The sequence below is a fragment of the Afipia sp. GAS231 genome, assembly GCF_900103365.1.
GTDB lineage: Bacteria > Pseudomonadota > Alphaproteobacteria > Rhizobiales > Xanthobacteraceae > Bradyrhizobium.
In genome coordinates this window covers 1,390,751-1,416,843 of record NZ_LT629703.1, presented here as the reverse complement: position 1 = coordinate 1,416,843, position 26,093 = coordinate 1,390,751, and the positions used below count along the sequence as shown (strand labels likewise).

The 26,093-nt window shown below is 60.0% G+C and carries 23 protein-coding genes; 11 read left to right on the top strand and 12 right to left on the bottom strand.

Annotated elements, in window-relative coordinates; genetic code table 11:
• Positions 1 to 44 precede the first annotated feature (44 nt).
• The 4 genes from pseI to BLS26_RS06795 all read right to left on the bottom strand — a co-directional run bounded on the left by pseI (position 45) and on the right by BLS26_RS06795 (position 4,116).
• Positions 45 to 1,103: a pseudaminic acid synthase gene (gene pseI, locus BLS26_RS06810; RefSeq protein ID WP_092509565.1), complete on the bottom strand. Its 1,059-nt coding sequence runs from the start codon at positions 1,101 to 1,103 to the stop codon at positions 45 to 47.
• 155 nt (positions 1,104 to 1,258) lie between these two features.
• A complete protein-coding gene (locus tag BLS26_RS06805) occupies positions 1,259 to 1,903 on the bottom strand; it encodes a formyltransferase family protein (RefSeq protein ID WP_092509563.1) in 645 nt (214 codons plus the stop codon).
• 3 nt (positions 1,904 to 1,906) lie between these two features.
• Positions 1,907 to 2,998: a UDP-2,4-diacetamido-2,4,6-trideoxy-beta-L-altropyranose hydrolase gene (gene pseG, locus BLS26_RS06800; protein WP_157676345.1), complete on the bottom strand. Its 1,092-nt coding sequence runs from the start codon at positions 2,996 to 2,998 to the stop codon at positions 1,907 to 1,909.
• 98 nt (positions 2,999 to 3,096) lie between these two features.
• Complete coding sequence (locus tag BLS26_RS06795) at positions 3,097 to 4,116, bottom strand: oligosaccharide flippase family protein (protein WP_157676343.1); 1,020 nt, start codon at positions 4,114 to 4,116, stop codon at positions 3,097 to 3,099.
• 581 nt (positions 4,117 to 4,697) lie between these two features.
• On the opposite strand from BLS26_RS06795, the gene BLS26_RS06790 reads away from it, so the two are divergent.
• On the top strand, positions 4,698 to 5,363 hold the full coding sequence (locus BLS26_RS06790; protein ID WP_157676341.1) for a class I SAM-dependent methyltransferase: 666 nt from the start codon (positions 4,698 to 4,700) through the stop codon (positions 5,361 to 5,363).
• A gap of 147 nt (positions 5,364 to 5,510) precedes the next feature.
• Complete coding sequence (locus BLS26_RS06785; protein WP_092509555.1) at positions 5,511 to 6,425, top strand: phytanoyl-CoA dioxygenase family protein; 915 nt, start codon at positions 5,511 to 5,513, stop codon at positions 6,423 to 6,425.
• On the opposite strand, the gene BLS26_RS06780 is transcribed toward BLS26_RS06785, so the two are convergent.
• The 4 genes from BLS26_RS06780 to BLS26_RS06765 form a co-directional block, all read right to left on the bottom strand.
• Positions 6,407 to 6,943, bottom strand: a complete 537-nt coding sequence (locus BLS26_RS06780; protein WP_172804558.1) for a DapH/DapD/GlmU-related protein — start codon at positions 6,941 to 6,943, stop codon at positions 6,407 to 6,409. The genes BLS26_RS06785 and BLS26_RS06780 overlap by 19 nt on opposite strands.
• A gap of 34 nt (positions 6,944 to 6,977) precedes the next feature.
• Positions 6,978 to 7,715, bottom strand: a complete 738-nt coding sequence (locus BLS26_RS06775) for a class I SAM-dependent methyltransferase (protein WP_092509551.1) — start codon at positions 7,713 to 7,715, stop codon at positions 6,978 to 6,980.
• A gap of 182 nt (positions 7,716 to 7,897) precedes the next feature.
• The gene (locus BLS26_RS06770) at positions 7,898 to 8,854 is read right to left on the bottom strand and encodes an NAD-dependent epimerase/dehydratase family protein (RefSeq protein WP_092509549.1); all 957 of its coding nucleotides are present in this window, start codon (positions 8,852 to 8,854) and stop codon (positions 7,898 to 7,900) included.
• 16 nt (positions 8,855 to 8,870) lie between these two features.
• Positions 8,871 to 10,079 (bottom strand): glycosyltransferase family 4 protein, encoded by a 1,209-nt coding sequence (locus BLS26_RS06765; RefSeq protein ID WP_092509547.1) that lies wholly within the window; start codon positions 10,077 to 10,079, stop codon positions 8,871 to 8,873.
• A gap of 367 nt (positions 10,080 to 10,446) precedes the next feature.
• On the opposite strand from BLS26_RS06765, the gene BLS26_RS06760 reads away from it, so the two are divergent.
• On the top strand, positions 10,447 to 12,000 hold the full coding sequence (locus tag BLS26_RS06760) for a lipopolysaccharide biosynthesis protein (protein WP_092509545.1): 1,554 nt from the start codon (positions 10,447 to 10,449) through the stop codon (positions 11,998 to 12,000).
• Positions 12,001 to 12,002: 2 nt separating this feature from the next.
• Positions 12,003 to 13,841, top strand: coding sequence for an asparagine synthase (glutamine-hydrolyzing) (gene asnB / locus BLS26_RS06755; RefSeq protein WP_092509544.1), 1,839 nt, complete (start codon positions 12,003 to 12,005; stop codon positions 13,839 to 13,841).
• Positions 13,842 to 13,878: 37 nt separating this feature from the next.
• On the opposite strand, the gene BLS26_RS06750 is transcribed toward asnB, so the two are convergent.
• Positions 13,879 to 14,604 carry a bifunctional 2-polyprenyl-6-hydroxyphenol methylase/3-demethylubiquinol 3-O-methyltransferase UbiG gene (locus tag BLS26_RS06750; protein ID WP_092517722.1) on the bottom strand — a complete coding sequence of 242 codons (726 nt, stop codon included), beginning with the start codon at positions 14,602 to 14,604 and terminating at the stop codon, positions 13,879 to 13,881.
• 261 nt (positions 14,605 to 14,865) lie between these two features.
• Here BLS26_RS06750 and BLS26_RS06745 point away from each other — a divergent pair, with 261 nt between their 5' ends.
• The 4 genes from BLS26_RS06745 to BLS26_RS06730 all read left to right on the top strand — a co-directional run bounded on the left by BLS26_RS06745 (position 14,866) and on the right by BLS26_RS06730 (position 18,282).
• Entirely contained in the window at positions 14,866 to 15,954 is a 1,089-nt protein-coding gene (locus BLS26_RS06745) for a glycosyltransferase (protein ID WP_092509543.1), read from the top strand.
• A gap of 81 nt (positions 15,955 to 16,035) precedes the next feature.
• Entirely contained in the window at positions 16,036 to 16,875 is an 840-nt protein-coding gene (locus BLS26_RS06740) for a methyltransferase domain-containing protein (protein ID WP_092509541.1), read from the top strand.
• The gene (locus BLS26_RS06735) at positions 16,872 to 17,441 is read left to right on the top strand and encodes a DapH/DapD/GlmU-related protein (protein WP_092509539.1); all 570 of its coding nucleotides are present in this window, start codon (positions 16,872 to 16,874) and stop codon (positions 17,439 to 17,441) included. Before BLS26_RS06740 ends, BLS26_RS06735 begins: the two co-directional genes overlap by 4 nt.
• On the top strand, positions 17,431 to 18,282 hold the full coding sequence (locus tag BLS26_RS06730; RefSeq protein ID WP_092509537.1) for a class I SAM-dependent methyltransferase: 852 nt from the start codon (positions 17,431 to 17,433) through the stop codon (positions 18,280 to 18,282). The genes BLS26_RS06735 and BLS26_RS06730 overlap by 11 nt, the downstream gene beginning before the upstream one ends.
• Positions 18,283 to 18,303: 21 nt before the next feature.
• On the opposite strand, the gene BLS26_RS06725 is transcribed toward BLS26_RS06730, so the two are convergent.
• The 3 genes from BLS26_RS06725 to BLS26_RS06715 form a co-directional block, all read right to left on the bottom strand.
• The gene (locus BLS26_RS06725; RefSeq protein WP_092509535.1) at positions 18,304 to 19,509 is read right to left on the bottom strand and encodes a glycosyltransferase family 4 protein; all 1,206 of its coding nucleotides are present in this window, start codon (positions 19,507 to 19,509) and stop codon (positions 18,304 to 18,306) included.
• Positions 19,506 to 20,456, bottom strand: a complete 951-nt coding sequence (locus BLS26_RS06720; RefSeq protein ID WP_092509533.1) for an NAD(P)-dependent oxidoreductase — start codon at positions 20,454 to 20,456, stop codon at positions 19,506 to 19,508. Before BLS26_RS06720 ends, BLS26_RS06725 begins: the two co-directional genes overlap by 4 nt.
• 939 nt (positions 20,457 to 21,395) lie before the next feature.
• Positions 21,396 to 22,736 carry a hypothetical protein gene (locus BLS26_RS06715; RefSeq protein WP_092509531.1) on the bottom strand — a complete coding sequence of 447 codons (1,341 nt, stop codon included), beginning with the start codon at positions 22,734 to 22,736 and terminating at the stop codon, positions 21,396 to 21,398.
• Between the two features lie 390 nt (positions 22,737 to 23,126).
• Between BLS26_RS06715 and BLS26_RS06710 the strand changes: the two genes are divergently transcribed.
• The 3 genes from BLS26_RS06710 to BLS26_RS06700 are packed head-to-tail and all read left to right on the top strand — an operon-like array spanning position 23,127 to position 25,762.
• On the top strand, positions 23,127 to 24,188 hold the full coding sequence (locus BLS26_RS06710) for a Gfo/Idh/MocA family protein (protein ID WP_092509529.1): 1,062 nt from the start codon (positions 23,127 to 23,129) through the stop codon (positions 24,186 to 24,188).
• Positions 24,185 to 24,652 carry an acyltransferase gene (locus BLS26_RS06705; RefSeq protein ID WP_092509527.1) on the top strand — a complete coding sequence of 156 codons (468 nt, stop codon included), beginning with the start codon at positions 24,185 to 24,187 and terminating at the stop codon, positions 24,650 to 24,652. The genes BLS26_RS06710 and BLS26_RS06705 overlap by 4 nt, the downstream gene beginning before the upstream one ends.
• Positions 24,653 to 24,664: 12 nt before the next feature.
• Complete coding sequence (locus BLS26_RS06700) at positions 24,665 to 25,762, top strand: DegT/DnrJ/EryC1/StrS aminotransferase family protein (protein WP_092509525.1); 1,098 nt, start codon at positions 24,665 to 24,667, stop codon at positions 25,760 to 25,762.
• Positions 25,763 to 26,093 lie beyond the last annotated feature (331 nt).

Here is a 26,093-nt window from a genome sequence, read left to right as displayed (position 1 = left end):
AAGACTACGAGGTCCGGACGAGTGCGGGAGTTACGTTGTTGTTATCAAGCGATCGCCGACCACGTTAGCGGTTCGCCATAGGCTATGTCACGGGCGGCCGTGCGTCCGATAATCTCAGGCAAATATTTTGGCGGAAGCCCGAATCCCGGTCTTATCGAACGAACGTTCTCGTTCGTCAGAAGTTGCCCCGCCTTGATCGGCTTGACCGCGTAGATCGACCGGCGAAATCGTGTGCTGCCTTTTTCGCTTTGGGTCAGACTGTAGCCGACCGTGCCGAGCGCAGACCAAGCGGACCTGCAATCATCGACAAGCCTCCTGAATTCGTGTGGCTCAAGTGAAAACGCAGCGTCCGGGCCGCCTTCGGCGCGTGAAATCGTAAAGTGTTTTTCGATGATGGAACCGCCCAGCACAATCGATGCGACACAAGCGGCCGACCCTGGTGCGTGATCGGAAAGCCCCGATACGGCGCCGAACGCCGCTCCGAGATGTGCGACAGTACGCACGTTGGCCTCTTCAATCGGCGCGGGATAGGCGCTTGTACAATGCAGCAGCGCAACCCCGCCGGCGCCATTGCTTCTCGCGGTTTCCACGGCTTCCTGGATCTCGCCGAGATCGGCCATGCCGGTTGAGATGATTATCGGCTTGCCATGCTTTGCCGCATACGCGATCAAGGGCAGATCGATGACTTCGAAGGAAGCGATCTTGTAGGCAGGCGCATCAAGGCCGGCGAGCAGATCGACTGCCGTCTCGTCAAACGGGGTCGAGAACAGCGTGATACCAAGCTGACGCGCCTTGGCAAACAAGGCCGCGTGCCACTCGTAAGGCGTTTCCGCTTCCTTGTAGAGATCGTAAAGCAGATATCCGTCCCATAGCCCTCCCTTGATACGAAAGTCGTCGCCTTCGTGAGGGATGGTGATGGTGTTGGCCGTGTAGGTTTGAATCTTGATCGCGTCGGCTCCGGTCGCAGCCGCAGCCTCCAGCAAGTCGAGAGCCTTCTCCAACTTTCCTTGGTGGTTCGCCGATATCTCTGCAATAATGTAGGGTGGGTAGTCTGGGCCTATCGGCCGTCCCGCTATCTCAAACGTCGCAGTTTTGGAAGCCATCGAGGATACCGCGTCATATCGATGACAACGCGACTCCCGGCAAACTCTACTCGCTTCGGTAGCTAGATTCCGGGTGCGCTGACATGGAGTTCATTTCATGTTCGGCACTTATACCTCTTTAGCCCGGAGACACCAACTGTTTTGAGGCGCTGGTCCTAGCTTCGCGGTCGTTTTCGTATCTCGATATCATACATTTGGCCATTCAGTTCAAAGAATGCGGGGAAGCGCAAAGGGTCACAAATTCTCAGTAGATCGAACTGTTCCCGAATGCTTCGATCCGGATCGATTTTGCTGTCGTTAGGCGTTCGTTTGCGATGGTAGGAGGGGGCTCGATCATCCTGCGGGACTGGAATGACGGTACGGAAATTGACGACTGCAAAGTTCATCAACTCGCATGTAATACCGAAAAGCTTTTCGTTGATCTCGTCGTATAGTTCATGATCTGCGATCTGAAAGTTCTGCTTCTTCCAGATTGCGCCGCTATCGATCTTTTCCGCAGCTTCGAGCAGCGTCACGGTGATTGATTTGGCACCCTGAATCACCTCCCAGACCATCGGCGACCATCCTCGTCCAATCGGAAGATCGGAGGCATGAACGATCAGTGTTTTTCCGTATCGAGAGCGGATATTGTCATCGATGATGAAAGGGCATGAAATCAGGAAGAGGATGTCGCCGCCTCGCGCATCCTCGGGCCGAAAGATCACGTCGACTTTGTTCGTCTCCTGATTTTCTTTCCAACGTAGAAGAGACGCTACGACCGGGTGTCCTTCTGCACAAAGTACGTGAACCCTCAGCGGCATTTCTTAGTCCCTTTCGGCGCGCGTGCGCTTGCGCTCATAGAGATCAAAAATGTATTCGGCAACGCGCTCGGCGCCGCGTCCATCGCATATTCCGGCCGCCGCAACACCCAGATCCAAGACTGCGGCGGGACTTCGTGCAAGCCCCGCCAGCACCGTCGGAAGATCGGCGCGAAAGGATTCACGCGAAGGCAGCAGAACCACGGCGCCGGCTGCCTCAAGGGCCGCTGCGATGGCTTGCTGGTTATCGGCAATCGAGACGAGAATTGTCGGTAAACCCAGGCAACAGCGTTCCCACGACGTCGTCCCGCCGGCACCGATCGCAATATCCGCCTGCGCCATGATAGCGGATGGATTCCTGGCGCCGACATGAACGTTGAAGCGCGCGTCGCCGTTTATGTGCCGGTGCAAGTCGGCAAGCTGATCCGATTGCGATCCGATCATGATGTCTGCGGTCTTGAAATCCGGCAGCTTGCTGCAAATCTCGCGAACGAGGTCGACAGTCTGGGCACACAGGCCGTCCGGATCCGTCAAGCCGAACGAAATCAGAATACGTTCGACTCTGCCGCTGCCGCGACGGGCGAGACTTTGCGGGCGAAGTGCCGAAAATTCCTCCCGGACCAGAGCGTACCGGACCCCCGCGAGTACGGATGCGTACCTTGGAAGCAGGCCGTCGTAAACGGAACCTGGCCGGTTCAGCGTCATATCGACCAGCAAATCGCAATCATGCGGCCGATCGGCCAAATCATCGATGACGACCAATACCCCAGCATTGGGGCGCAGGGCGCGCTCGAACCTTGCATCCAGTCCGTAGTGGTCGCAGATGAAGATATCGAATTTTCCGAACCGGCCATGGACCAGCTTGTCGTCGATCTGGCTGTCGCCAATGAGCTCGATTGCCGGTTCCTGCGGGATAAATCCAAGCGTCTCGGTATCCGAATAGAAGCTGCAGGACGCGCCAAATCTTGCGAGCGCCGAAGCCAGCGTCGTGCACCTCACGATGTGCCCGCCACCAATCTTGTTGCTGGCGCTGGCCCGAATACCGACCCGACTAGTTTGCAAACAAGACACCGTTGAGTTGCGAATGTTGTTGCCCAACCCCTGACCAGCGGGGCACGAAAGTACTATTGCCGATTTTCGCGCTTTGAAAGCTGAAATGTATCGATCCCGACTGGCTTCGTTGGAATTTAGTCAGCTCATTTTGCGGCAATCTGGGAGCTGAGTGCGATCACAACCGCACCAAACGCGAACACAATTGCTGAAAAAGGCATTTTTGCGCCGCGCCGCCACAGCGTCCAGAGTTGAACCGCGACGCCGCCCAGCATCTGCAAGGCAACCAGGAACGTGCAGAGCGTTAGCGTGAGCAGTCCCTGCGTGCCGAGACCGGCCAGTATCGCTGCAATCGCAAGCATGAGGGTGATGGTCTTTCGAGCAGCGGGTGACGACCGTCTGGTCCGCGCAAGCCGCATCTCAAGCGATGCCCAGGCTCCCCAGGCGTAGACCTGCAGCATTACAATCGGAAAAAGCTGGATCGCCGCGTTGATATTGTCCGTTCCGATCGAGCGGAAGCGAAAGGTGCCGACAACCAAGGGGAAGACCCCAATCATCGCAACGGCCACCAACGCGATGGCCGCGAGATAGTAACTCAGCAAGCGGTCGTATTGCCGCGACGGCATGCTGTAGAGACGTGCGAACAGGCCGGTCGCGATGACGCTGTGCACGATCAGCAGCGCGGAGGCGACACGGAAGTCGACGGAATAAACCGAGAGGTCCTCGGTTCCGAGGAATGCGCCGATATAGACGCGACCGCAGACGGAGGCCCAGATCGAAGAGAGCGTGAATGCCAGCAGCGGCAGTCCGATGCGGGCGGCGCTGCGCAGCCTGGTCGTCAGTTCGGTCTGCCGCAGCCGCGCGAACAGGGCCAACGCGCCGATCACGAAAACAACGGCGACCAGCGCCGACACGATGGCGAGCGGCAACAGGCCCGCAGTTCCAGTTAATGCGAGGCAAAGCGCGACGACGGCGATTCCGAAGATCGAAAGACCTTCGAACCATAGCGCCAGATTTCGATGCGAGAACGTTCGGCTATAGGAGCTCAGCGTTATCTGCGCGAGTGCGATGGTGCACGCACTCAGCACGACCGCTTGCGCTGGCGATTTGGCGACAAGCATGACAATCACCGCTGCCGTTGTCAGCAGCAGGCCGGGGCCGACCACGCAAAGCGCGAGTATGTCCGACACCGGAACAGGGCGCCGCAACAGCGAAAGCTGCGGTGTTGCGGCGGGTATCCCGAACGTTAGCAACGTAGCCACCAGCGCTGCCCACGACCACGCATATTCGATGATGCCATAGGACGAACTGTCGAGCCAGGCGGCCAGAATCAGCGGCGCCAAATAGGCGGCCGCCTTCGACAACCCGAAATTTGCAAAATATACCGCTATTCTGACGAGGGTATTCCCATCGGGCACGCCGCCAAGCTTGCCGGCAACGGTCCGGGCGGCCTCGTTCGACCTGTGGTCTGATCGGCCGTCTCCGTTCAAGAGCAGCGTCTCCTGGTCAAAGCATCGGTCTCAACTGGGACAGCCTTTGTCGGCGTCATTCGGTTGGCTCGCGGTACGAGGCTGGTGAGGCGGTCTGGACTTCATCGAAACCCGGTTTATGGGCAGCGTTGCGTGACCTATAGGTATTTCCGGCGCTTGGCAAAACATGACCCAAATGGCACAAGAATTTGGTCAGGTCGGGCTTGGAAACCGGTTTGCCGATCTTAACCCTTCGATTTGTTGAATTCGCGGAACGCATGACAGAGCGCAGCCAGAAGGACGTTTTTCTCAGCAGCGAGGGCGACGCTTGGTATGGGCGAAATCTGCAGCATCTGCGCGAACCGGGTCCGGACATCGTCCTCATCACGCTGGACGAAATGGGGGTTGCGCCAAAATCGGTCCTCGAGATCGGTTGCGCCAACGGATATCGGGTCGCCAGCATTTGCGAGCGGTTTGGCGCGACCGGATCTGGCGTCGAGCCCTCCGCCAGCGCCGTTGCCGACGGCCGTACCCGGTTTCCATCGCTGTCACTCGAAGTCGGGACCGCCGATGCGTTGCCGTTCTCGGACGGGCAGTTCGACCTAGTCGTGTTTGGCTTCTGTTTCTATCTGGTCGATCCACGCCTGCATCTGCGGTGTGTCGCCGAAGCCGACCGGGTGCTGGCGGAAGGTGGCCTGCTGCTCATCTACGACTTCATCGAACCGGTTCCCTATTACAACGACTATGCGCACCGGCCGGGAATACGGTCGTACAAGATGGAATTCTCGCGCTTCTTCCTTGCCAGTCCCGCCTATAGATTGCTGCGTCGCAACATGGCGCCGTCGGCGCATGGCGTGCCAAAGCCGGACCAGACCATCGGGGTCGATGTGCTCCGCAAGAGCGATGCCACGGCCTTTCCACCGAACCCTTATTTGTCGGTTTGATATGGCTCAAGGCGGGGTATCGGAGAGCGCGTGCTCTGGTTGTTGCGCCGCATTGACAGGCTCGGCGCGATCGTTGTTAAAGCGGCCAACCTGGGTTGATTGCTGGAAGATTCACTTCCCGGATTTTACTTTTCAAGGTGAGGCGGAATGCTGAAAGAAAAGCTCGCACGGGGTTTGAAAGTCCTGACCGACAAGCGCTATCGGCAGTTCTATGCGCAGCGGCAAATTCTCGGCGTGCCGTCGCGCGAACGCAAGGCCAACAGTCTCGCCAGCAGATTACCGGTCTTCGAAGCTAGGGGCACCGGGGAGACGTCGGCCCAGACGGCCATCCTGAAAGATCGCGGCTATCTGTTTCTGAACAATCTGATCAAGCCGGACCAGCTGCAGGCCATGCACGCCTTCTTTTCGGTCAACGAATGCGCCGACCCCTACCGGCCGGAGTTCGGCAAGTTTGTCGCGCCTGATAATGCGCCGCCGCAGACCCATGTCGCCTTTTTTTCGAACGAGGCCATCATTCGCGCGCCGCATGTACTGGATATCGCGAACGACCCGAACGTGCTGAGCATCGTTTCCGGATTTCTGGGTGCCAAACCCACGATCAGCCTGATCACCGCGTGGTGGTCGATGCCGCACAAGGACGGCAAAGCTGAAGAGGCCGAGCTGTTTCATCGCGACGTCGATGACATCCGCTTCGTCAAGTTGTTCTGCTATCTGACCGATGTCGACGAGGTTTCGGGTCCGCACATGTTCGTGCCGGGATCGCAGAGCATCGACAGGCTGACCAAGATCCGCCGCTATCAGGACAGTGAAATCCTGGATGCCTTCGGTGAAACCAGCGTCACCACGTTCACCGGCAAGGCGGGGACCGCGTTTCTCGAAAATACCTATGGTTTCCATCGCGGAGTTCCGCCGACGCGGAAGCCGCGCCTATTGTTCCAGGTGCTGTATTCGCTCCGCAACTCGATCTACGGACCGGACAAACCCGTCGGACGCATCGGTGCGAATGGCGTGCCCGCCGGCATCGATCCCTTCATCAACCGGGTCTATCTTTCGCCGCGGTGAGTGCGGCCTTCCTGCCGCGGCCACTGGTTGACGCCGGTGCCGGCAACAATCGTGTCAGCAGGAACGGAGCGGCTGACGACCGCGCCGGCGCCGACGATGCTGCGGGCGCCCACGGTGACGCCCGCCAGGATCACCGCGTGGGCGCCGATCCAGACTCCCTCTTCGATGAAGATCGGCCGGTGCACGTGCGGGTAGGGAGGATCTCTGGTAAAATCCAGTCCGGCGCTTTCGATCATGACTCCTTCCGAAAGCCGGACATGATCGCCGAGCGTAATTCCGCCGGTGGCACCGAGCGTGCATTTCGGTCCGATCACGACACCCTGTCCAAGCCGGATGTTTTCAGCGTTTTTCACGGTGACCGACCAGTGACAATACGGCAATTCGGCAGCATGCGGAAACAGCGCCGCGGTTTTCAGGACGCTCGCAGCGCGTAATGCCGCCCCGATCGCCCACATCGAAAGACGGACCAGGATTGTTACCGGCGCAAGGCGTACCAGCTTGCGGATTGCTTCCTTCAAACAAACCTCCCAACCGCCTCGCGTCCGGACGAAGTCAACGGGTGACGGGCGCCCAGATCGACCACTTGGAAAAAAGCAGGCCATTCAGTGGCGAAAGCAAACGCCATTTTGCGCCCGGCGTGACTCCACGGAACTGCGGCGAAAAGCCGTTGGCCAGGAAATAATATGCGTACTGTTCCTTCAGATATGCATTTTCGGCCACCCCCGATTGAACTTCTTTCGTCAGCAGCAGGCGCTTCAGCGCGTAGCTCGCGGAAATCGGCGCCAGATATTGCTCGCGGAAGGCCGCCACGGCGCCGCCGGGCGCCAGGATTCGCTTGCACTCCGAAAGCGTGAGCCACATGTTGCGCGAATGATGCAGCGATGCATCGAATACGACGATGTCGAACTGGCCGTCGCCGAACGGCAGCTTGTTGGACATGTCGCATTCGGCGAATTCGATATCGCCGCCGTCCACGCCGACGAGCCTGGCAGAGTTTTCAATCAACTGTTGCATCCGCGACATCGAAATGTCGACGCATGTGAATCTGGCCTTTGGATACATCTTTCGGAGCGAGAGTGACGTGAGGCAAGTCCCGGCGCCAATCTCGACAAAGCGGACGTTGCCGTTTTTGTGGGCGTAGAACTCGTCCAAACTATCCGCGATGGCGGCGATATACGATTGGACGATCTCGAGATGCTTTCCGATCTGCTGTACGTTTTCAGTATCGAAGTAATCTACCGCTCCGGCATAAAACTCTCGATCATCGGTACGAAGTTCGGGATTATCCATGGAGACAGACTCCGGAACCAACGATTTCTGAGGGATTTTAGAGGGTGCGCACTGATATCAACAGCCCGGCAAGTGGTCAATGCAGGCCGATTACGGCAATTGGCGGCAACTCACGCCCGGAGCTGCAGAATCCAAACTTTGACGTAATGTGACGGCCGTCCGCAGTTCTGGAGGGGGGAGAGTCAGGATTCGCAGGAACCGGGCTCTGAGCCTTCAACGGCGAACCGCAGGCCGTCGTCGAGCGCCACCTTCGGCGTCCACCCGGTTTTGCGCGCCGTTGTAATGTCGATCTCCATGGAGCCCAGCAGGCTGTCGCCGAACTCGGGCCGTCCTGTGATCTTGAAGAACAGACGGAGTACGGCATCGGGCAATGGAAACATGTAGGCCCGCCCGCCGCAGGCCTTCGCGATCCGGCGCGCGAATTCGGGTGTCGAAAGCTGCTCGTCGTCGGCTATCAGGAACACCTCGAACGATCTCCCGGGATGGGTAAGCCGGAGCGTGATGAACGACACCAGATTTTCGATGCCCACGAAAGCGCGGCGATTGCGAATGGCGGCGAGCGGCAGCGGCAGCCCGGCCTTGATGGCGCCGAACAACCGACGGAAATTGCCGAGCGCCGCCGGTCCGTAAACCAACGGTGGGCGAATGACTGTTATCTTCAGGTTTGTTGTCTGTGCGACGATCGCGAGACCTTTCTCGGCTTCGGCCTTCGAAATTGGATAGAGGCCCTTCGGTGCGGGAACATCATCCTCCCGGAACGGTCCTTGCCCGTCCGTCTTGCTGCCGTTCACAAGAATCGTGCTCATGTAGATGAAGTGACCGATGCCCGCCTTTGCCGCGGATTGAGCGAGCCTGACCGTCCCGTCCCGATTGAGCGAATGGTAAAGGCTGTGCTCGCCATCGGATTCGGGGTGATGGACACGGGCAGCCAGGTGCACCACGGCATCGACGTCGCGCAGTGCGGCGTCCCAGTTCGTCTCGCCGTCGATGGACGGGATCAGCGCGTCATCGGCGCCGAGTGGTGGCCTGCGTAAGGCGCTCCGAACGATCCAGCCTTGGCTTCTGAGCGCAGGTGCCAGATGACGACCGATAAAACCGCTGGCCCCCGTCAAAAGGACGACCGGCCGACCCTCTTTCACGATACCAATCCCCTGATCATACCGGCTTCTCTAGCAGCCGGTGCACGAGATTGCGATATCTTGTCATCGCTTGCTTAAAACTGTATTGCCCCGCGACTTCGACGGCGCGCATGCCCTTTGCCCGAGCCTGCCCCGAAGATGCGGCGGCCCTGATCGCTGCAGCCAGCGCTGCGGGATTGCCTGGTGGCACTACCCAGCCGATATCGTTGTCCCTAATTGTTACCGCGGCTTCAGCATTTGCCTCGGAAACGATCGCGACAGGGCGGCCGATCGCCAGCAGATTGTAAAATCGGCTCGGAACGGACACCCCGGCAGCGTTCTTGCGATATGGAATGATCCACAGGTCGGCGGACGCCAGAAACTCGGCCAGATCGGTCTCGGGGACGCGGCCCATCATCACGACATTTGGTAGCTTGGCCTCCGCTTGCAAGGCTTGCAGACTCTCAAAGCCCGTTCCCCAGCCGGACAGCAGAAAACCGATATCGTCCGCATCCAGAAGCATTCGGGCTGCCTCGAACACTACCAGCGGGTCGTGCGTAAATCCGAGGTTGCCGGAAAGGCCCACGATGAAGCCACGCTTGCACACTTGTCGGTAGCTGTTGTTCGATTCGATCGGCCGCAGACCGATGGGGAGGGTTGCCCAGTTCGGGATGAAACAGATCTTGTCCGGTGTCACGCCCTTGTATCGCTTGAGGAGCTGCGTGGTGTCGCGCCCGATAACAATGACCGCGCTGAGCGCACGGTACATCAGGGCGTTCGCTGCGTGAATGGCCGTCGCCGCGATCGAGCGCGGCCGCATCAGTCCGGCCATCACCAGGACGTCCGGGAACAGATCGTGCAGGATCAGCACGGACCGGGCGCGGCGCAGCCACGCCGCGGCGGCGACCGAATAGGGCAGCATGAACGGCGCCGTGACGGTAACGACGACGTCTCCCCGTTGCAGGCGCATCAGCAGGATAAAGAACACGCGGATGCTGAACCAGAGTTCGGCGGCTGCCCGTTTCACCAGCGCGGCCTTCGCCGGCATCCAGTTCCTAATTTCGATGATATGCGGACCACCCTGGCGCTGCGAAGCGGCGGCCGCGGACCCGCTCCAGCCGGAAAAAACCACGACAGGAGATTCAAGCGCCAGTTGCTCGGCAATGGCAGTCATGAATATCGCGGTTGTGTTTGGATCCGGCGCGTAGTGCTGGGTCACCACGACAATTCTTCTCGCGCGCTGCATCAACTCTTGCTTCCGAAAATCCGCCGGGCGATGAAAAGCTGCCTGTCTCGCGGACGGCAAACGGACATCGATCTAAGACGCATCAGACCCATAAAACAACTCGGCAGCCGGCACAACCGCCGTACCGGATCCGGGCCGGGCACCCGGCCTGTTTACAAGGGGCGCAGGCTTGCGTAGTCACAGGCTCCGGTTCCTGGGTCGCTTGACCCCGGCTTTTGGTCTATGAATGCTGTTGTGATCAGATCTTGCCTGCCTGGATACGGACGCATCGCGGATAGTCGCTCCGGCTTGCCCAACCGTATATTGCTGAGCTGGCCGCAGGTTGGCACCCCGGCCGATCAGACCGTAACAGGCTTGAAACGCTGAGATGACGGCACAAAAACGCAGTTATCATCTGTTGGGAAATTCGGCGTGGAACGCGACGGCGTTCCTCGTGAGCGTCGGATTGAATCTGATCATCCTTCCATTCGTCCTGTTGAGCCTGGGAGCGAACGTGTTCGGAATTGCCGGCCTGGTGACCGCCTGCATTGCGCCTGCCTTGGCCTTCAGCAATACGCTTGCATTGTCGACGACCCGCGAATTGGCCCAGCGGCTGGCGGCAAGCGAGCGCGATGATGCACGACGTTTCTTCGCGGCGGCATTGTTACTGGCGATCGCGACGGGCGGGGCGATCGTGATCCTGTTCGCGCTCGCCGGTCCGCCGCTCGCGCGTCTTGCGTTCCATCTGAACGGCATGGACGGCAGCGATCTCACGCTTGCCTTTGTTCTCGGTGCGCTCGGCTGGCTGTGTCAGTGTCTGTCCGCGGTCTTTCTGGCCCTGTTCACGGCCCGGCAGGATTACCGGCGCATCGCTTCGATCAACATCGTCAGTACGGTCATGGCGACGGGGGCCATGCTGGTGCTGATCCCCCGCTGGCCGCTGGCCTCGACATTTCTCGGCTGCCAGGCGTTGGGCTTTGCCGCGAGCCTGGTCGCAGCGTTCGCGCTGTCGCTCCGGACGATCCGTCAGTGGCTGGCGCCTCCCGCCTTTCATCGAGGTCCGCTGGGTCAGCTCGTCAGGCTGGGAGCCTGGCAGCTCGCCGCTCAAGGCGGCGGCCTCATTGCCGGGCAAGCCGATCGGTACCTGCTCGGAGCCTTGATGCCGCCGCAGTTCGTCGGGTTCTATACCGTCGCGCAGCGGCTGGAAGAGGCGATGTATGTCGGCATCCTGAAAGTCGGCGAAATCCTGTTCCCGCTCTTCAGTACGATGCAGAGGGAGTCCATCGATCGCAAGGCCGATCTGCTGTTCCGATCCTCCTGGATATTGAACCTGCTCGCCGCGAGCGCGCTCGGAGCACTGATCCCCGTCGCCGGGCCGCTGCTCGATGTATGGACCGGTCGCGAAGCGGCGACCGAAGCCCAGCAGGTACTGGTCGTGCTCGCCGTCGCCGGCATGATCGGATGCAGCGCCAATGTTTTCGCGTTCTATCTGCTGGCGCAGGGTCGGTCCCAGTCCAACGCCTTGATCTCGATGGTGACGGCCGTATTCACGCTTGCCACCAGCGCCGTGACCCTGCCCACTTTCGGATGGCAGGCGGCGGGCTGGAGCGCCTGCGTCGGCATGATCGCCCAGATGGTCACCACCGTCATCCTGCTGCGTCGAGGTTTTGGTCTCGCCGGCATGTGGTCGCGTGTTCTCCATTTTGTCTTGATGCCACTTGGGATCGGCATCGCGACGGCGCTGGTCTTGCGCTATATCGGCCGAGATGCCCTGTCCGACCATGCGCCGGCTTGGTGGTACGTGGGAGGAATCTATTTGCTGGCGGCCGGTATCATTTTTGTCGTCGTGGTCGCAGCATCGCGGATCGGCCCCTATGGCGACGCTTGCTGGCGGGATCTTCGTGTCATCGCCAGCCGCTTCCTGCCGATGAGGGCCTCCTAGCGATGTGTGGGATTGCGGGCATCTACAACATCATTGGCAAGCCGGTAGACCCGGTCGAAATTTCGCGGCTGACCGGACTGCTGGCCCATCGCGGCCCCGTTGGTGAGGGAAGCTGGTTCAGCGCCGATCGCGATCTGGCCCTTGGTCACCGCAGGCTGGCGATCATCGATCCCGGCGCAGGCGGCTATCAGCCGATGCATTCGGCCGATGGCCGTCATGTGATCGTGTTCAACGGCGAGATCTACAATTTCCTGGAGCTTCGGCGCGAACTTGAGGCGCGGGGCGCTGTGTTCCGCAGCCAGTCCGACACCGAAGTCATTCTTGCCGCCTGGCAGGCCTGGCGGGAAGGGATGTTGTCGCGCTTCAACGGAATGTGGGCGCTGGCGATCTTTGATACCCAAACGAGAGAGTTGTTCCTGGCCCGCGACCGCTTCGGCATCAAACCGCTGCTGTACGCGATGTCGCCGGAACGCTTCGTGTTCGCATCCGAACAGCGCGCAATGGTACGAAGCGGGCTGATCCAGACGTCGCTGGACGTCGACGTGGCGCGGCGGCTGCTACTCGATGCCTTCGGCGTCGAGGGAAGCGAGCGGACGCTTTGTCGGGAGGTGCGCCGCCTGCAGGCCGGCCACTACATGTGGCTGCGCGAGGGACGCGTGGCGATCACCCGCTGGTGGCGGACCGTGGATCATCTCCCGGCGATACCGGAGAGCGACGCCGAGCGCGTGGAACGCTTTCACGAACTGTTCGAGGATGCGGTGGCGCTGCGGATGCGCAGCGACGTGCCGATCGGAACCTGCCTGTCGGGCGGATTCGATTCATCCGCGGTGATCTGCACCATGTCCGCTCACGAAAAGGCCGGAATGGGACCGCGCGACAGTAGTTCATGGCGTCACGCCTTCGTCGCGACATTTCCCGGCGCCTTGAACGACGAGCGGCCGATGGCCGAGGAGGCGGCCGCCTGGGCGAACGTCGATCCAACGTTTCTCGAGATCGGCGAGAGCGACGCGTTGTCGGAACTCGACCGCATCCTTGACGACAATGACGACGTCTATATCGCGCTTCCCAGTGCGGTCTGGCTGATTTATCGGGAACTCCGCCGCCAGAACGTCACGGTGTCGCTGGACGGCCATGGCGCGGACGAACTGATGGGAGCTTATTTCCAGGAGGGACAATCGGGGGCGTTCCGGCTGCGCAATGCGCTGGCGGGGCTTTCTTCCAACTCGGCGCTGGCCAGACGCGGCGTCGATCTGTTGCGGGCGATGATGATCAAGCGGCAGCGCAATTATTTCCTCCGCGGCGGACTGCGCAACGTTCCCGCGCAGTTTGCGCTTGTCGGCGACGACGACGTGCTGCCGCGTAACTGGGGGCCGTTGAATCGGCGTCTCTATCGCATGTTTCACGGTACGGTGCTGCCAACGATTCTGCGGAATTTTGATCGCCTGTCGATGGCCCATGGCATCGAAGTGCGAATGCCGTTCATGGATTGGCGTCTCGTCACCTACACGATGGCGCTGCCGGACGAGATCAAGTCCTCGAACGGTTACACCAAGGTGATTGCGCGGCGGGCGATGGAAGGCCGGATGCCGGAGTCGATCCGGACGGGGCGTCGGAAAGTGGGTTTCAATTCGCCGATGCCGGAATGGCTGAACGGGCCGCTCTCCGGCTGGACTGTGGCGCTGCTCGATCGCAAGGTTCCGGCATTCGCCGAAATCGTCGACGAAGCCCGGCTGCGCGATGCGGTGCTGCGGCTTGACCGGACCAAGGCCTGGGACTGGGAAACGGTCGGGCGCATCTGGCCGTATCTTCATATGAAGTGGATGCTGGCGCGGTCGGCGTAGCAACGCCCGCGCAATCGTGGCCAGCGGTGCCGGCGGATTATTTGGCCAACACCATCAGCGACCAGCCTCCGAGCAGGCGCGACGCCAGATCAGGCGATAGGCGCGAGACCAGCCAGCGCGGCACGTTCATGAGGTTTGCCCTCAATCCCCGATTGGGAAGCTCCATCGTCAGCGCGGTCAGGTTACAATCGATGATGTCGTATCCGGCGTATTTGAGGGTCTCTATCGCGGTCTGCTTGGTGAAGTAGTGAAGATGTCCCACGCTCTTTCTGGCGTGGAGCAGCGCCTGATCCCTGAATACGGACTGCACCGAAAGATCCAGCGGAATATGAAATATCTTGTAGTCGGCCAATTTCTTCAGGGAACGAAGAAAGCCGATATAGTCGTCGACGTGCTCGAAGACGTCGATGCACAACAGCAGATCGAAACGAACGTCATCCTCGAAGATGCTCTTGTTGACAAAATGCACGCCGGGACGTTCGCGCTCAGACGCAAGCTTGAACGCCTGGCTCGACATCTCGTAGCCGACGAACGCGCTGTCGGGCAGCTTCGTCTTCAGTTGAACGAGAATTTCTCCGGCGCCGCAGCCGACCTCCGTGATCCGTGCGGGCTTGATCGAATTGCGGTCGAGAATCTCCCAAATCTTCGCGGCCTTCCAGGCCGAGTCTTCGACGTGCCAGGACGGGTTGTGGGCGAGGTATTCGGCATTGTCATAGATGGACGCATCATTTAGAGAGTGCTTCGCTTCTGCATCGTCGGTCATTTCCTGCTCCTTGATCGACGCTTCCGGCGCATGCAATCGGATGGCTGTCCTGGGGGCTGGCCGGGCCAATGTCTGGCAGGAGCGGCGCCTGGATGTCAATCATTGCAGATTCCCGCGCGATGGGGCATTTGGTGCGAACGGTTGCCCTCCATTCGCGATTGAACTGTCCGAAGCGGCGGGTGAGCAGGTTGTCGTCAAATTCCGGCTCGATCGCCTCGATCTGCCGCGGGTTCGAATTGCAAGGTCATCTCGGTCTCCAACATGCGCCTGTTCCAGAATAGCGGGATCTATCCCTCCTATTTGCATCATCTGAATCGTCTGGCAGCGCGCGCGACCTCCTTCGACGAGCGGCGCCGGGTCTTCCTGAGCGACCGGTTCGGTGCGCTGCATTTTCTGCAGCCGGTGCTTGGTGGCGAGCCAGATGCGTTCTTCACCAACGGAGATGACGAGGTTCTCCAGAAATACTGGGCGCACGAGAATGGCATGGCGGCGGCAAGCTCGCTCGAGCAGATCCTGCTGGCGCAGATCGAGCACCACGGAACGGAAGTATTCTACAATCTCGATCCGGTTCGATATCCGAGCCGCTTCGTCGGCAGTTTGCCGGGATGTGTGAAGAAGACAATCTGCTGGCGCGCCGCACCTTCCGGAGGCGCCGACCTCTCGGCATACGATCTGCTGGTGTGCAACTTTCCGTCGATATTGGCGGACTGGAAGGCCAAGGGATGCCGCGTCCAAACCTTCTTTCCGGCGATCGATCCGGTGATGGACGAGTATGGTGCCGACGAACGGCCGATCGATATTCTCTTTGTCGGCGGATATTCCCGTCATCATGCCACGCGCGCGAAGATCCTCGAGCGGATCGCCGGTCTTGGGGCGTCGCGGCAAGTCGTCTATTGCCTCGATGCTTCTCGTCTGACGCGCCTTGCGGAGAGCCCCTTCGGCCGTCTCTTGCCGCTCCGAAAACACCGCCGACCGGCCGCTGTTTCCCACCTGGCGCGGCCGCCGGTTTTCGGACGACAGCTCTATGAATTGATCGGACGATCGAAGATCGTGCTCAACGGCGCCATCGACATGGCGGGCAGGGACCGTGGCAACATGCGCTGCTTTGAGGCGATGGGCTGCGGGGCGCTGCTGGTATCCGACGCCGGCAGTTACCCACCGGGCATGGAACCTGATGTGACCATCAAGGTCTATGACTCCGCGGTCCATGCCGTGGAGCTTGTCGAAGCTTGCCTCGATCAAGCGGCAGAGCGGGCGGCGATGGCGGCCGAGGGACGGCGCCAAGTCTCCCAATTGTATTCCAAGTCATTGCAATGGAACGGATTTATCGATCTCGTCGCGCAGGCTTAGCTGTGCTAGAAGCCGTCGCCAACGACGATACGCCCAACATCGCAAGCCCGCCGGATGATCGGCGGACGATAGGTCCAGGTGATGCGCACTGACGAACTGATCTATCGATTCAAATGGTTGCTCGACAATGCCGCCGCGCCGGTATTCAAAATGCGCCGTCAGCCTTTCAGCCCGGGATATCAGGCCGCACGGGTAGAGCTCATCACCTCCGCGATCGATCAGGGCCTGCTTCGTGGCGAGCAGACTCTGCCGGCGGGCTACGGGATCGCCATGGACGAACGTGTCGTGGAATACCCATGGGTGTTCGCAAGATTGGGCGATGTCGGCAAAATGCTGGATGCGGGATCCACGTTCAACCACGATTTCCTGCTGCGACGGCCGCCGCTCAAAGGCGCCGATCTCACCATCATGACGCTAGCGCCCGAGAAGCGCTGCTATTGGCACGATGGCTATTCCTACGTGTTCGGCGACCTCAGAAAGACCATGTTTGCCGACCGGACCTTCGATACCGTCGTCAGCATTTCGACCATCGAGCACATCGGTCTGGACAATGCGATGCTCTACACCGGAAAATCCGCCGACGCCGAGAATGACGAGGGCGGCTTTGTTCCCGCTGTGCAGGAATTCAAGCGGATTCTTAAACCGGGCGGAAACTGCTTCATTTCGGTTCCGTTCGGCAAGCGCGATAATCTCGGCTGGTATCAGGTGTTCGATCTCGCCAAGGTGAACAGGATCGTCGAGGCGTTCGCTCCCGCATCCCACCGGATCGACTATTTCGGCTACCGCAGGGATGGATGGACGAGGGCGTCGGCGGACGAACTCGCGAACGCGACCGTCTACGACGTCCATTCCGGAAAGGGATGGGGCGAGGACCGGGCCGCATCTTCCCGCGCGATCGCGTGCCTGCAGTTGACGGCATGAACATCCACTACCTGATCCAGCGTCTCATTGGCCGCGCTACCTGCGTTATGCACGAGGATGCGGTTCTGGCCTGGTCGGCCAGAATCAGGAACATCCGGGGTGAAAGCCGTGCGATCGTGGTCGGCCGCCACACCCGCATTCGGGGTGAACTGCTGACGTTCGCCCACGGCGGCGAAATCACGATCGGCGAATGGTGCTATGTCGGCGAAGGGACGCGAATCTGGTCGGCGGCCTCGATCGCGATTGGCGACCGGGTTCTAATTTCGCACGCCGCCAATATTTTCGACAGTCTGACGCATCCGATCCGGGCCGCGGACCGTCACGAGCAGACCAGGGAGATCTATCAAAGCGGACATCCGCGCCAGATCTCCCTGGGCGAAAGTCCGGTCAGGATTTGCGACGACGCCTGGATCGGTGCGGGAGCGTTTGTGCTGCGCGGCGTGGTCGTTGGCGAAGGGGCCGTCGTGGCCGCCGGCGCCGTGGTCACCAAGGACGTGCCGCCATATACGATCGTGGCCGGGAACCCCGCGGTTGTCGTCAGGGAATTGACAGCCGATGAGCGCTGATCCGAAATTGCCGACGTGGGAAGATGCCGTGGTCTGGCTGCGCAACCACCCGGACCGGCGGCAGATGGTGATGGACGCGTTCTATGATGACCCGCTCACCGCCGCCGCCGAGCGCTACCACGGCTCGCCGGAATGGCACAGCATCGCGGCGCTGTTGCGGGGGCGATCTGGAACCGCCCTCGACGTCGGTGCCGGGCGCGGCATTACGAGCTTCGCGCTGGCGAAGGATGGTTTTGCGGTCACGGCACTCGAGCCGGATCCGAGCGCGATCGTCGGCGCCGCCGCCATCCGCTCGCTGGCACGGGAAGCATCGCTCCCGATCAATGTCGTGGAGGAGGTTTCCGAGCGACTGCCGTTCGCTGATGCGAGCTTCGACGTCGTCATTGCGCGTGCGGTCCTGCATCACACCCGCGACCTCAAAGGCGCCTGTCGCGAAATTCACCGGGTGCTGAAGCCCGGCGGGATATTTGTCGCCGCGCGAGAGCACGTGATCAGCAGGGAAGCCGATCTCGGGAGGTTCCTGGATCGCCACCCCCTGCATCATGTCTACGGCGGCGAGCATGCGTTTCTGCTCGACGAGTATTTGACCGCGCTGAAGGGCGCCGGCTTTTCGCTGGACGTTCTGACGCCGCTGCGCAGCCCGATCAATCTGCACCCTTATACGTTGGAAAGCTTGCGCGACGCCATCGTGACGTTGTTGTCGCGCAAGGTTCCTGTGCCGGGATGGCGGCTCGCCCTGAAATCCGATCTGATATTCTCGGCGCTGCTTGCTGGCGCTGAACGCTTCGACAACCGTCCCGGACGGCTCTATTCATTCGTTGGTCGCAAGGCCACAGCCTAAATTTGCCGATGGTTGCGATTTTCAGGGCTGGATGATCTCGCGGTAGATCGCGACGGCGAGTTCGGCGGATTTCTTCCAGTTGAAGGTTTCGATGGCGCGCGATCGTCCGGCCGCTCCCAGACGCGCGCGCATCGCGGCATCCGCGCAGGCCTTATCCAGGGCTTTGGCGAGGGCGTCCGGATCGCTCGGTTCGACCAGAAGGCCAGTCTCGGGAGTAACTTCAAAGGGAATGCCCCCGACCCGTGTCGAAACCACGGGCAGGCTGCTCACCATCGCCTCCAGGACCACGAGCGGCAGCGTATCTGCTCGCGACGGAAACACGAACAGGTCGACGCTCCGGTACAGCGCGCGCAGTTCATCCCTGGTGATGAAATCGGTAAATCGCAGGCGTGGATCGTCCGGCGTCAGGCCGCAACCGGCCAGCAGCCTCAGGTGCTCGTCCCTGGAGCGGATCTGGCCGGCGATCACGGCGACCGCGCCTTCGCGCATCAGCGGCAGGGCCTTTAATAGCGTGTCGATGCCCTTGTTGGGCGTATGATTGCCGACGAAGAACATCAAAGGCTTGCCGCTCGGCAGCGCAAAGCGCTGCACCAGGCGTTGCCGCTCGGCGTCCGGCAGTGCTTCCGAAAAATAGGGATCCACCCCGTTGGTGACAACCCGCAGCCGCTCGGCCGGCACCCCCATGGCCGACAGGATCGGCGCCTCGCATGGCGACAGCATCAATACGCGGGCGGCGCCTCGTGCGACTTCCACGACCGGTTGCCGAACCAGCCAACGCAGCAACGGCTTCTGCCAGTTTGGCGATTCGAACCCCCGGGAAAAATCGTTGAATTCGACGAAGCCGTGGGTCGAAATGACGTATGGAATCTTCAGCTTCGCGCAGATGCCGGCCACCTCGCGCAGCGCGCCGGGCGGGTGCGGATTGTGCAGGTGGACGACGTCGAAGTTTCCATCGCGCAGCAATTCCAGAAGGTCCGCGCGCCAGGCCATCGTCGTCGCCTGCCGGGGAAGAAACCGCTGGATCGGCAGCAGGATGTTCCTGGCCTTGCGCCGAACGATGCGAAGCCCATCCTCGATCTCGGTCCCGTCATTCTCCGCCATGACGAACAGCGTGGCATCGCAGATCCCAGCGATCTCCCTGGTGAGCTGGATTGCCGCCGACACCCCGCCGCTTGCCTTGAACGTTGGCGGCGTGATCGCGACCGCCGCGACACGAGGCTGTCTCATGCAAAGCCGTCCTGCACGCGGCTATTCCAGGCACGGCGCATACTTTGATCTAGCGTCATTGCCGGCGCCCAGTTCGTTATCTGCTTGAGCTTCTCGGTCGATGCCCGCAGCATCGGCCTGTCCACGGCGCGAACGCGCGCGGGATCCTGCAGGATGTCGAGCTTGACGCCGGCCGCCTCGGCGATCAGGCGGACGACATCGCCCACCGCGTGCGTGACGCCGGTTCCCAGGTTCGAGATCACGGGCCCACCGTCAAATGCGGCATGGTCCGCCAGGGCCCTGAATCCGCGTGCGACGTCCTGCACGTCGATGTAGTCGCGATGCGGGAAAAGATTGCCGAGCGAAATGCTGGTCTTTCCCCGCGCGAGCTGCCCGATGATTGCGGGCACCAGATGGGGATTGGTTTCGCCGGGCCCGACGACGTTGAACAGCCGCACGATGACGCCGCGAATCCTGTTCTGATCGTGAAAATACCGGACGAAGTGCTCGGCGTGAAGCTTGGTATGTCCGTAGATATCGACCGGACCCAGCGCTTCATCAAGCTCGACGTGCTCGCCGGAGAAGGGACGATATACCGCGGCCGTGGAGGCGAGAACAAACCGGGCCTTCGGCGGCGCCGCATTCAACAGATTGACCGTGCCCGATACGTTGATGCTGTTCGAACTGCCGGGATGCGCCTCGCAGGTCGGAATGAAATGAATCGCAGCCAGATGGTGGATGATTTCGGGAGCGACCTTTTTCATGACCGCGGACACCGCCTCGTCGTCGCGCACGTCGCAACGGTGCAGCACGAACTTGTCTCGATCCATGAAGTCGAGGCGCTGTTCGCCGCAGGCGAGACTGTCGAGGACGTGAATCTCGCCGTCTCCCGCCGTGACGAGCTGGTGGACGAGTTCGCGTCCCACATATCCAACTCCTCCGGTCACGAGAATTCGACGATCCTGCATCGGAAAGGCTCCTGTTCGCACATCCGGACTGACACGCCATGCTGCTACCCCTTACTAAATGCATTTGACGAGGGCAATCTTGGCGGCGGCGGACGCGGTTTCAGCTTCCAGATGCCCCAAACCGGGCCCCGCGTGGCCCCTTCAAATTCACAACTCGCTGAATAAAGGCAGCAACAACCGGGATACTGCAAGCGCCAAGCGGGCCTGCGCAGTTGCGAAGATCAAGACGGCATAAAATGGGTAAGGACAATTCGAGCGCCTTGGCGGCCGAGTTTTGCCCGATCGCAAATAGCCAACGCGAGTAAAACTGAGCAACTCAGGAGATAGGACGCAGCCCGTGAAAGCCCAGGACCAGCGGTTTCCCGCTCCAATAATCCCAATGGTCAATCACACTCCAACCCGTGACCGTCGTTACAACCAAGGCCAGAAACGTCGGTCCAAAACGAATGCAGGCCGAGCCAGGACAAGGTGGTCCAAGGTTGTTATGGATCGACAGGATGCATAAGTCGCCAGCGAAAGCAAAAGCGGCGCAATTTCCTTTGGCTCACTTGTTGATCCATTCTTGGCAAACGAGCGGCCGATCGCATAGCCACAATGAAGATTCCGACGATACGTCAGAAAACATAGCCGTGGTGATACGTCAGAAAACATAGCCGCGGTACTGAGTGAGAGAAAAAACCGCTGGCGAAAGTACTTTTTTTCCCGATGTTCCATTCAATCCAAAAAAACAGAACAAGGACTGATTGCAGTGAGACAAAAACGACGAGAAATGTGCCGAAAATTAATTCTCGTGTGCGAGTCGCAGACTCTGCTGGAATGCTCAAAAAGTTACCGGTGATGCATCTTCCACCTCAGGACAAGACCTTGCCTTGATCAAGAGCTACACAAGGAGCCTTATACTCTCATTAGTGAATTGGCTGGGCCGAAAGGGCGCTTCCCTTACGCGGTCGAGGTGCTCTTCGCTTTATCGACCGCACGACTTGCGAGAGGCTCGAACATGGTGCGTGGCGTGATGTACCAGAGCAAAAAGAGAAATGCGGCGCCGTGCGTCAGCAGCGTCACAGTCAGGGGAACGTTGAGCAGGATCTGTGGGAAGATCGCCGCAGATATGAAAACAAAGCGCGCTGGCAGGCCGGCGGACAGGCGGTTACCCATGGCGATTACCAGTCCGCAGGCGAAAACCGCAACGGGTGCCCACAGCGCACCAACTGATGCGATGCCCTCTGTCGCGAAAAGCGATGCGTTGAAGTTTCCTCCGATCCCGAAATCCTTGTAGATCGCCAGCCCGAGCTGTTCTCGATAGGGGCAGTCGATAAGCGGCTTCAACAGCCTTATCTGGCAAAAATGCGTTAGATCATTTCTGGAGAAAAAGTCATTGTAGTAGTCCATCGCCATGGAGGGGATGGTCAGCATTCGAAAATTGATAAGCCAAAAGTAAGGTATCGCGGCGTTTTCCGGTATGGCGCCGCCAAGATACAGGGCAGCGGCAACGATCCCGATCAGCAGCAGCACCAACAACGGCAGGACAACGGCGATTCTGATGCTGAGAATTCTTGAGAGCAGAGCCATGCCGGCGATCCAAGCCGAACTGAACAAGGCGAGCTTGTTCAAGGTTATCGGATAAAACAACAACAGGAGAATTAGGACAACGGCGGCGCGCCCCAAGCTTTTGCGTTCGATGAAGCAGGCGAATGCGAATGGCAACAGCGCGTTCGATGTTATCCCGAGGAGATAGTTCAGGGCTGTCGGGAAGTTCAGCATGCCGCGAAAGGCGTAGACGTCGTTGCCGAGCGCGACCGGCTTGAAGTTGTAGGTCGCACCGATGGCGACAGTCAGAGCGCCGACCAGAAGGATGAGATCGAGGAATCTGTCGAAGGTGCGCGGCGATGGTATCCAGACTTGCGGCAGTGGCGAACGGATGAACAGCGCGGGCACCAAAAACGAAATCGCCGATGCCGTAGCGGACAGCCCGGTCAGTCGATGGTCATAGTTGAATTCGGAGAACCAGTTCAGCCAAAGATAGCCAGTGACCATGATATAAAAATGAAAGCCGACCAAGTAGCCGAAGCTGAATTCGGCATACACAAAGACGACAGAGACCAGTGCAAACGCCGCGATTATCGCGACTAGGCCAGGCAGGCCGGCCGGTTGAAAGTGAATATGGTAGTCAGGATAGAATTTTGAAACGTAAATGAGGGAGACACAGCACGCTAGAATATGAATGCAGATCAGCAATTGCAATCCGGCGCGTGTCCGGATCAACTGAGATCGATCGGTCATAGTCTATTGTCATCCACCAGCGCCAGCGCGTTTGTATCCGAACCGACTGGTGCCCACAAGCCGGAATTCCGCCGGGTCTCTGCTGCCCGCAGCGAGATGCAACAGGTTCTGAATGCGATCCGAAAACAAATGTGATGGCGGATGGCGGATGGCGAAGGTCGCGGTCCCTGCGTCCAGGCGAAGTCGGATTTCTCGCGCCTGGGCAGCTCGGAGGTCAGAATTTCCGCCACAACCGACGCCCAAGTTGGGTTGGATGGGCGGAAACGCCTTGATTTGCATGGATTTTTGTTAATATAGGACAGCGGTATTTGCGTGCTTGTAGTCTTCGTTGGCCGTCCCGACGTTTTGGCCGCGATCGAGCAACGGTCAACCGGAACAGAGGTTCATCCCATGATCAGATTTGGTATCCTCGGGTGCGGGCGCATCTCCAAGCGTCATTCCGACCTGTTGGGTGGCAATCACGTGCAGGGAGCCAGCCTCGTCGCGGTGTGTGATCCCGTTCGCGCGCGCGCCGACGTGATCGCGTTGAAATTCGGCGTGCCCGCCCATTACGACATCGACGACTTTCTCGCACGCAGGGACATCGACGCCGTGGCGGTGCTGACGCCGAGCGGAATGCATCCCGCCCATGTTATCGCCTGCGCGAAGGCCGGAAAGCACGTCGTGGTCGAGAAGCCGATGGCCCTGCGGCTTCAGGACGCCGACGACATGATCCGCGCCTGCGACGAAGCCGGAGTGAAGCTCTTCATCGTCAAGCAGAACCGTTTCAACGTTCCGGTGGTCAAAGCGCGCGAGGCGCTGGAGGCTGGCCGGTTTGGCCGCCTCATTCTGGGCACGGTGCGGGTGCGATGGTGCCGCGATCAAGCCTATTATGATCAGGACGCTTGGCGAGGCACTTGGGCCTATGATGGCGGCGTTCTCACCAATCAGGCCAGCCATCACGTCGACATGCTGGAGTGGTTCTTTGGCGACGTCGTGAGCGTCCATGCCCGCGCGTTCACGGCGCTGGCCAGGATCGAAACCGAGGATACGGCGGTCGCGACGCTTAAGTTCCGCAACGGCGCGCTTGGGGTGATCGAGGCAACGACGGCGGCCCGGCCGACCGACCTCGAAGGTTCGCTCTCGATCCTGGGCGCCAACGGTACCGTCGAAATAGCAGGGTTCGCAGTCAACCAGATCAGGCACTGGCGGTTCGTCGATGAACTGCCTTCCGACAGGGATGTGATCGAAAAATTCTCCGTCAATCCGCCGAACGTCTACGGTTTCGGCCACTATGCCTATTACCAGCACGTGATCGATTGCCTCATCAACCAGCGCGCGGCGCTGGTTGATGGGCTTGAGGGTCGCAAAAGCCTAGAATTGATCTCCGCACTCTATGAATCGATCGAGACCGGCGCGGAAGTTTCACTTCGCTTCACCCCACGGTTGAGCCGGTTAGGTATCGCATCGTGAATCGGCCAGAAGTACATCAGGCCGGTGTGCGCGACGTCGAGTTCGGCCAGCGGGTCAAGATTGTTGAACCGTGCAACGTTTACGGTTGTAGGATCGGCGATGACTGTTTTGTCGGTCCGTTCACGGAGGTCCAGAAAGGTGCGGCGATAGGTGCGCGTACGCGGGTGCAATCGCATGCGTTCATTTGCGAGTTCGTCACGATCGGCGAAGATTGCTTCGTCGGTCATGGCGTGATGTTCGTCAACGACACGTTTGCGACCGGCGGGCCGGCCCGTGGCCGAAGAGAACTTTGGCGCAAGACGCTGATCGGCAACCGCGTCTCGATCGGTTCAAATGCTACGATTATGCCAGTCGAGATCGTTGATGACGTCGTGATCGGAGCGGGCTCGGTGGTGACCAAGGACATTACTTCGGCCGGAACCTATGCAGGCAATCCAGCACGACGGCTGTTGGCGGAAAAATAAGGAACACCAACGATGCCAGTACCCTTTGCCGATCTGCAGCTCCAATACCGGAACATAAAGCCGGAGATCGACGAAGCTATCGCCGCTGTGATTCGCGACAACGCGTTCATTCGCGGGTCCTATGTCGATGCTTTCGAACATGAATTTGCCGCCGCCGCCGAGGTCAAGTGTTGCGTGTCCTGCGCCAACGGCACCGATGCGCTCTATCTCGCCATGGCGGCGTTGAAGGTCGGTCCGGGCGACGAGGTCATCACCACGGCGCATTCCTGGATCAGCACGTCCGCGATGATTACCCACGCCGGCGCGGCCGTGGTGTTTTGCGACACCGACGGCCGCACATTCACGATCGATCCGAAGGCGATCGAGGCCGCGATCACGCCGCGCACCGTCGGCATCATTCCCGTGCACCTGTACGGACAGCCCGCAGAAATGGACGCGATCATGGCGATCGCACGCAAGCACCGGCTTTGGGTGATCGAGGATTGCGCGCAGGCGCATCTGGCGCGTTACAAGGGTCAGATGGTCGGGACGTTCGGCAGCGCGGCGACCTATTCGTTCTATCCGGGAAAAAATCTCGGTGCGATGGGCGACGCCGGGGCCGTCGTCACCAACGACGACGAACTGGCCGAGCATATGACCATACTGGCGCGCCACGGCGGCCTAGTAAAGCACCAGCATCGGATTGAGGGTATCAACAGCCGGCTCGACGGCATGCAGGCGGCGATCCTGTCGGCCAAACTGCCGCATCTCGTGGACTGGACCGCGGCGCGCCAGAAGGCCGCCGACGTCTACAATGCCGGCCTCAATCAGATCGAGGATGTAATCGTGCCGCAGGTCGCGCCGGACCGCACCCATGTCTATCATCTCTACACCATCAAGCATCCGCGCCGCGATGCGCTGGCAGCGTATTTGAACGCCAATGGCGTGCAGACTGCGATCAACTATCCGACCGCGTTGCCGTTCCTCGCCGCGTACCAGCGGCTTGGTCACCGTCTTGAGCAGTTTCCCAATGCATTCGGCGATCAGGGCCGAGTTCTCTCGCTGCCGATGTTTGCGGAGATCACGCGCAAGCAGCAGGACGAGGTTATCGATCGCGTCCATGCGTTTTAGCGCTCGTCTGATATCGCCTTGCCGTCATTGGGCAGTTAGCCGACAACGACCATTCGACCTAGCCCCTGAGCTTGATTGAGGCGCGGGCAGCGTTGCGGCGACGGCATGGTCTGCCTTGGCTCGAAAATGGTGGCGTGACCATTGTTGATCTGGAGCGATCGCCGCGGGTAGCCCTGGCCAAGCCGCCCCCGATCCGCGGGGGCAGCAATCGAGTGCTTGATCCGGAGTCTAAGGTTCTGATTTAAGATGACTTTGGGATTAGACTTCGTTTCGGCTGGGTGCTATGGCCTGCGCCGCCTGCAGAAGCTCCTTGGTACCCCCGATTAGGCTG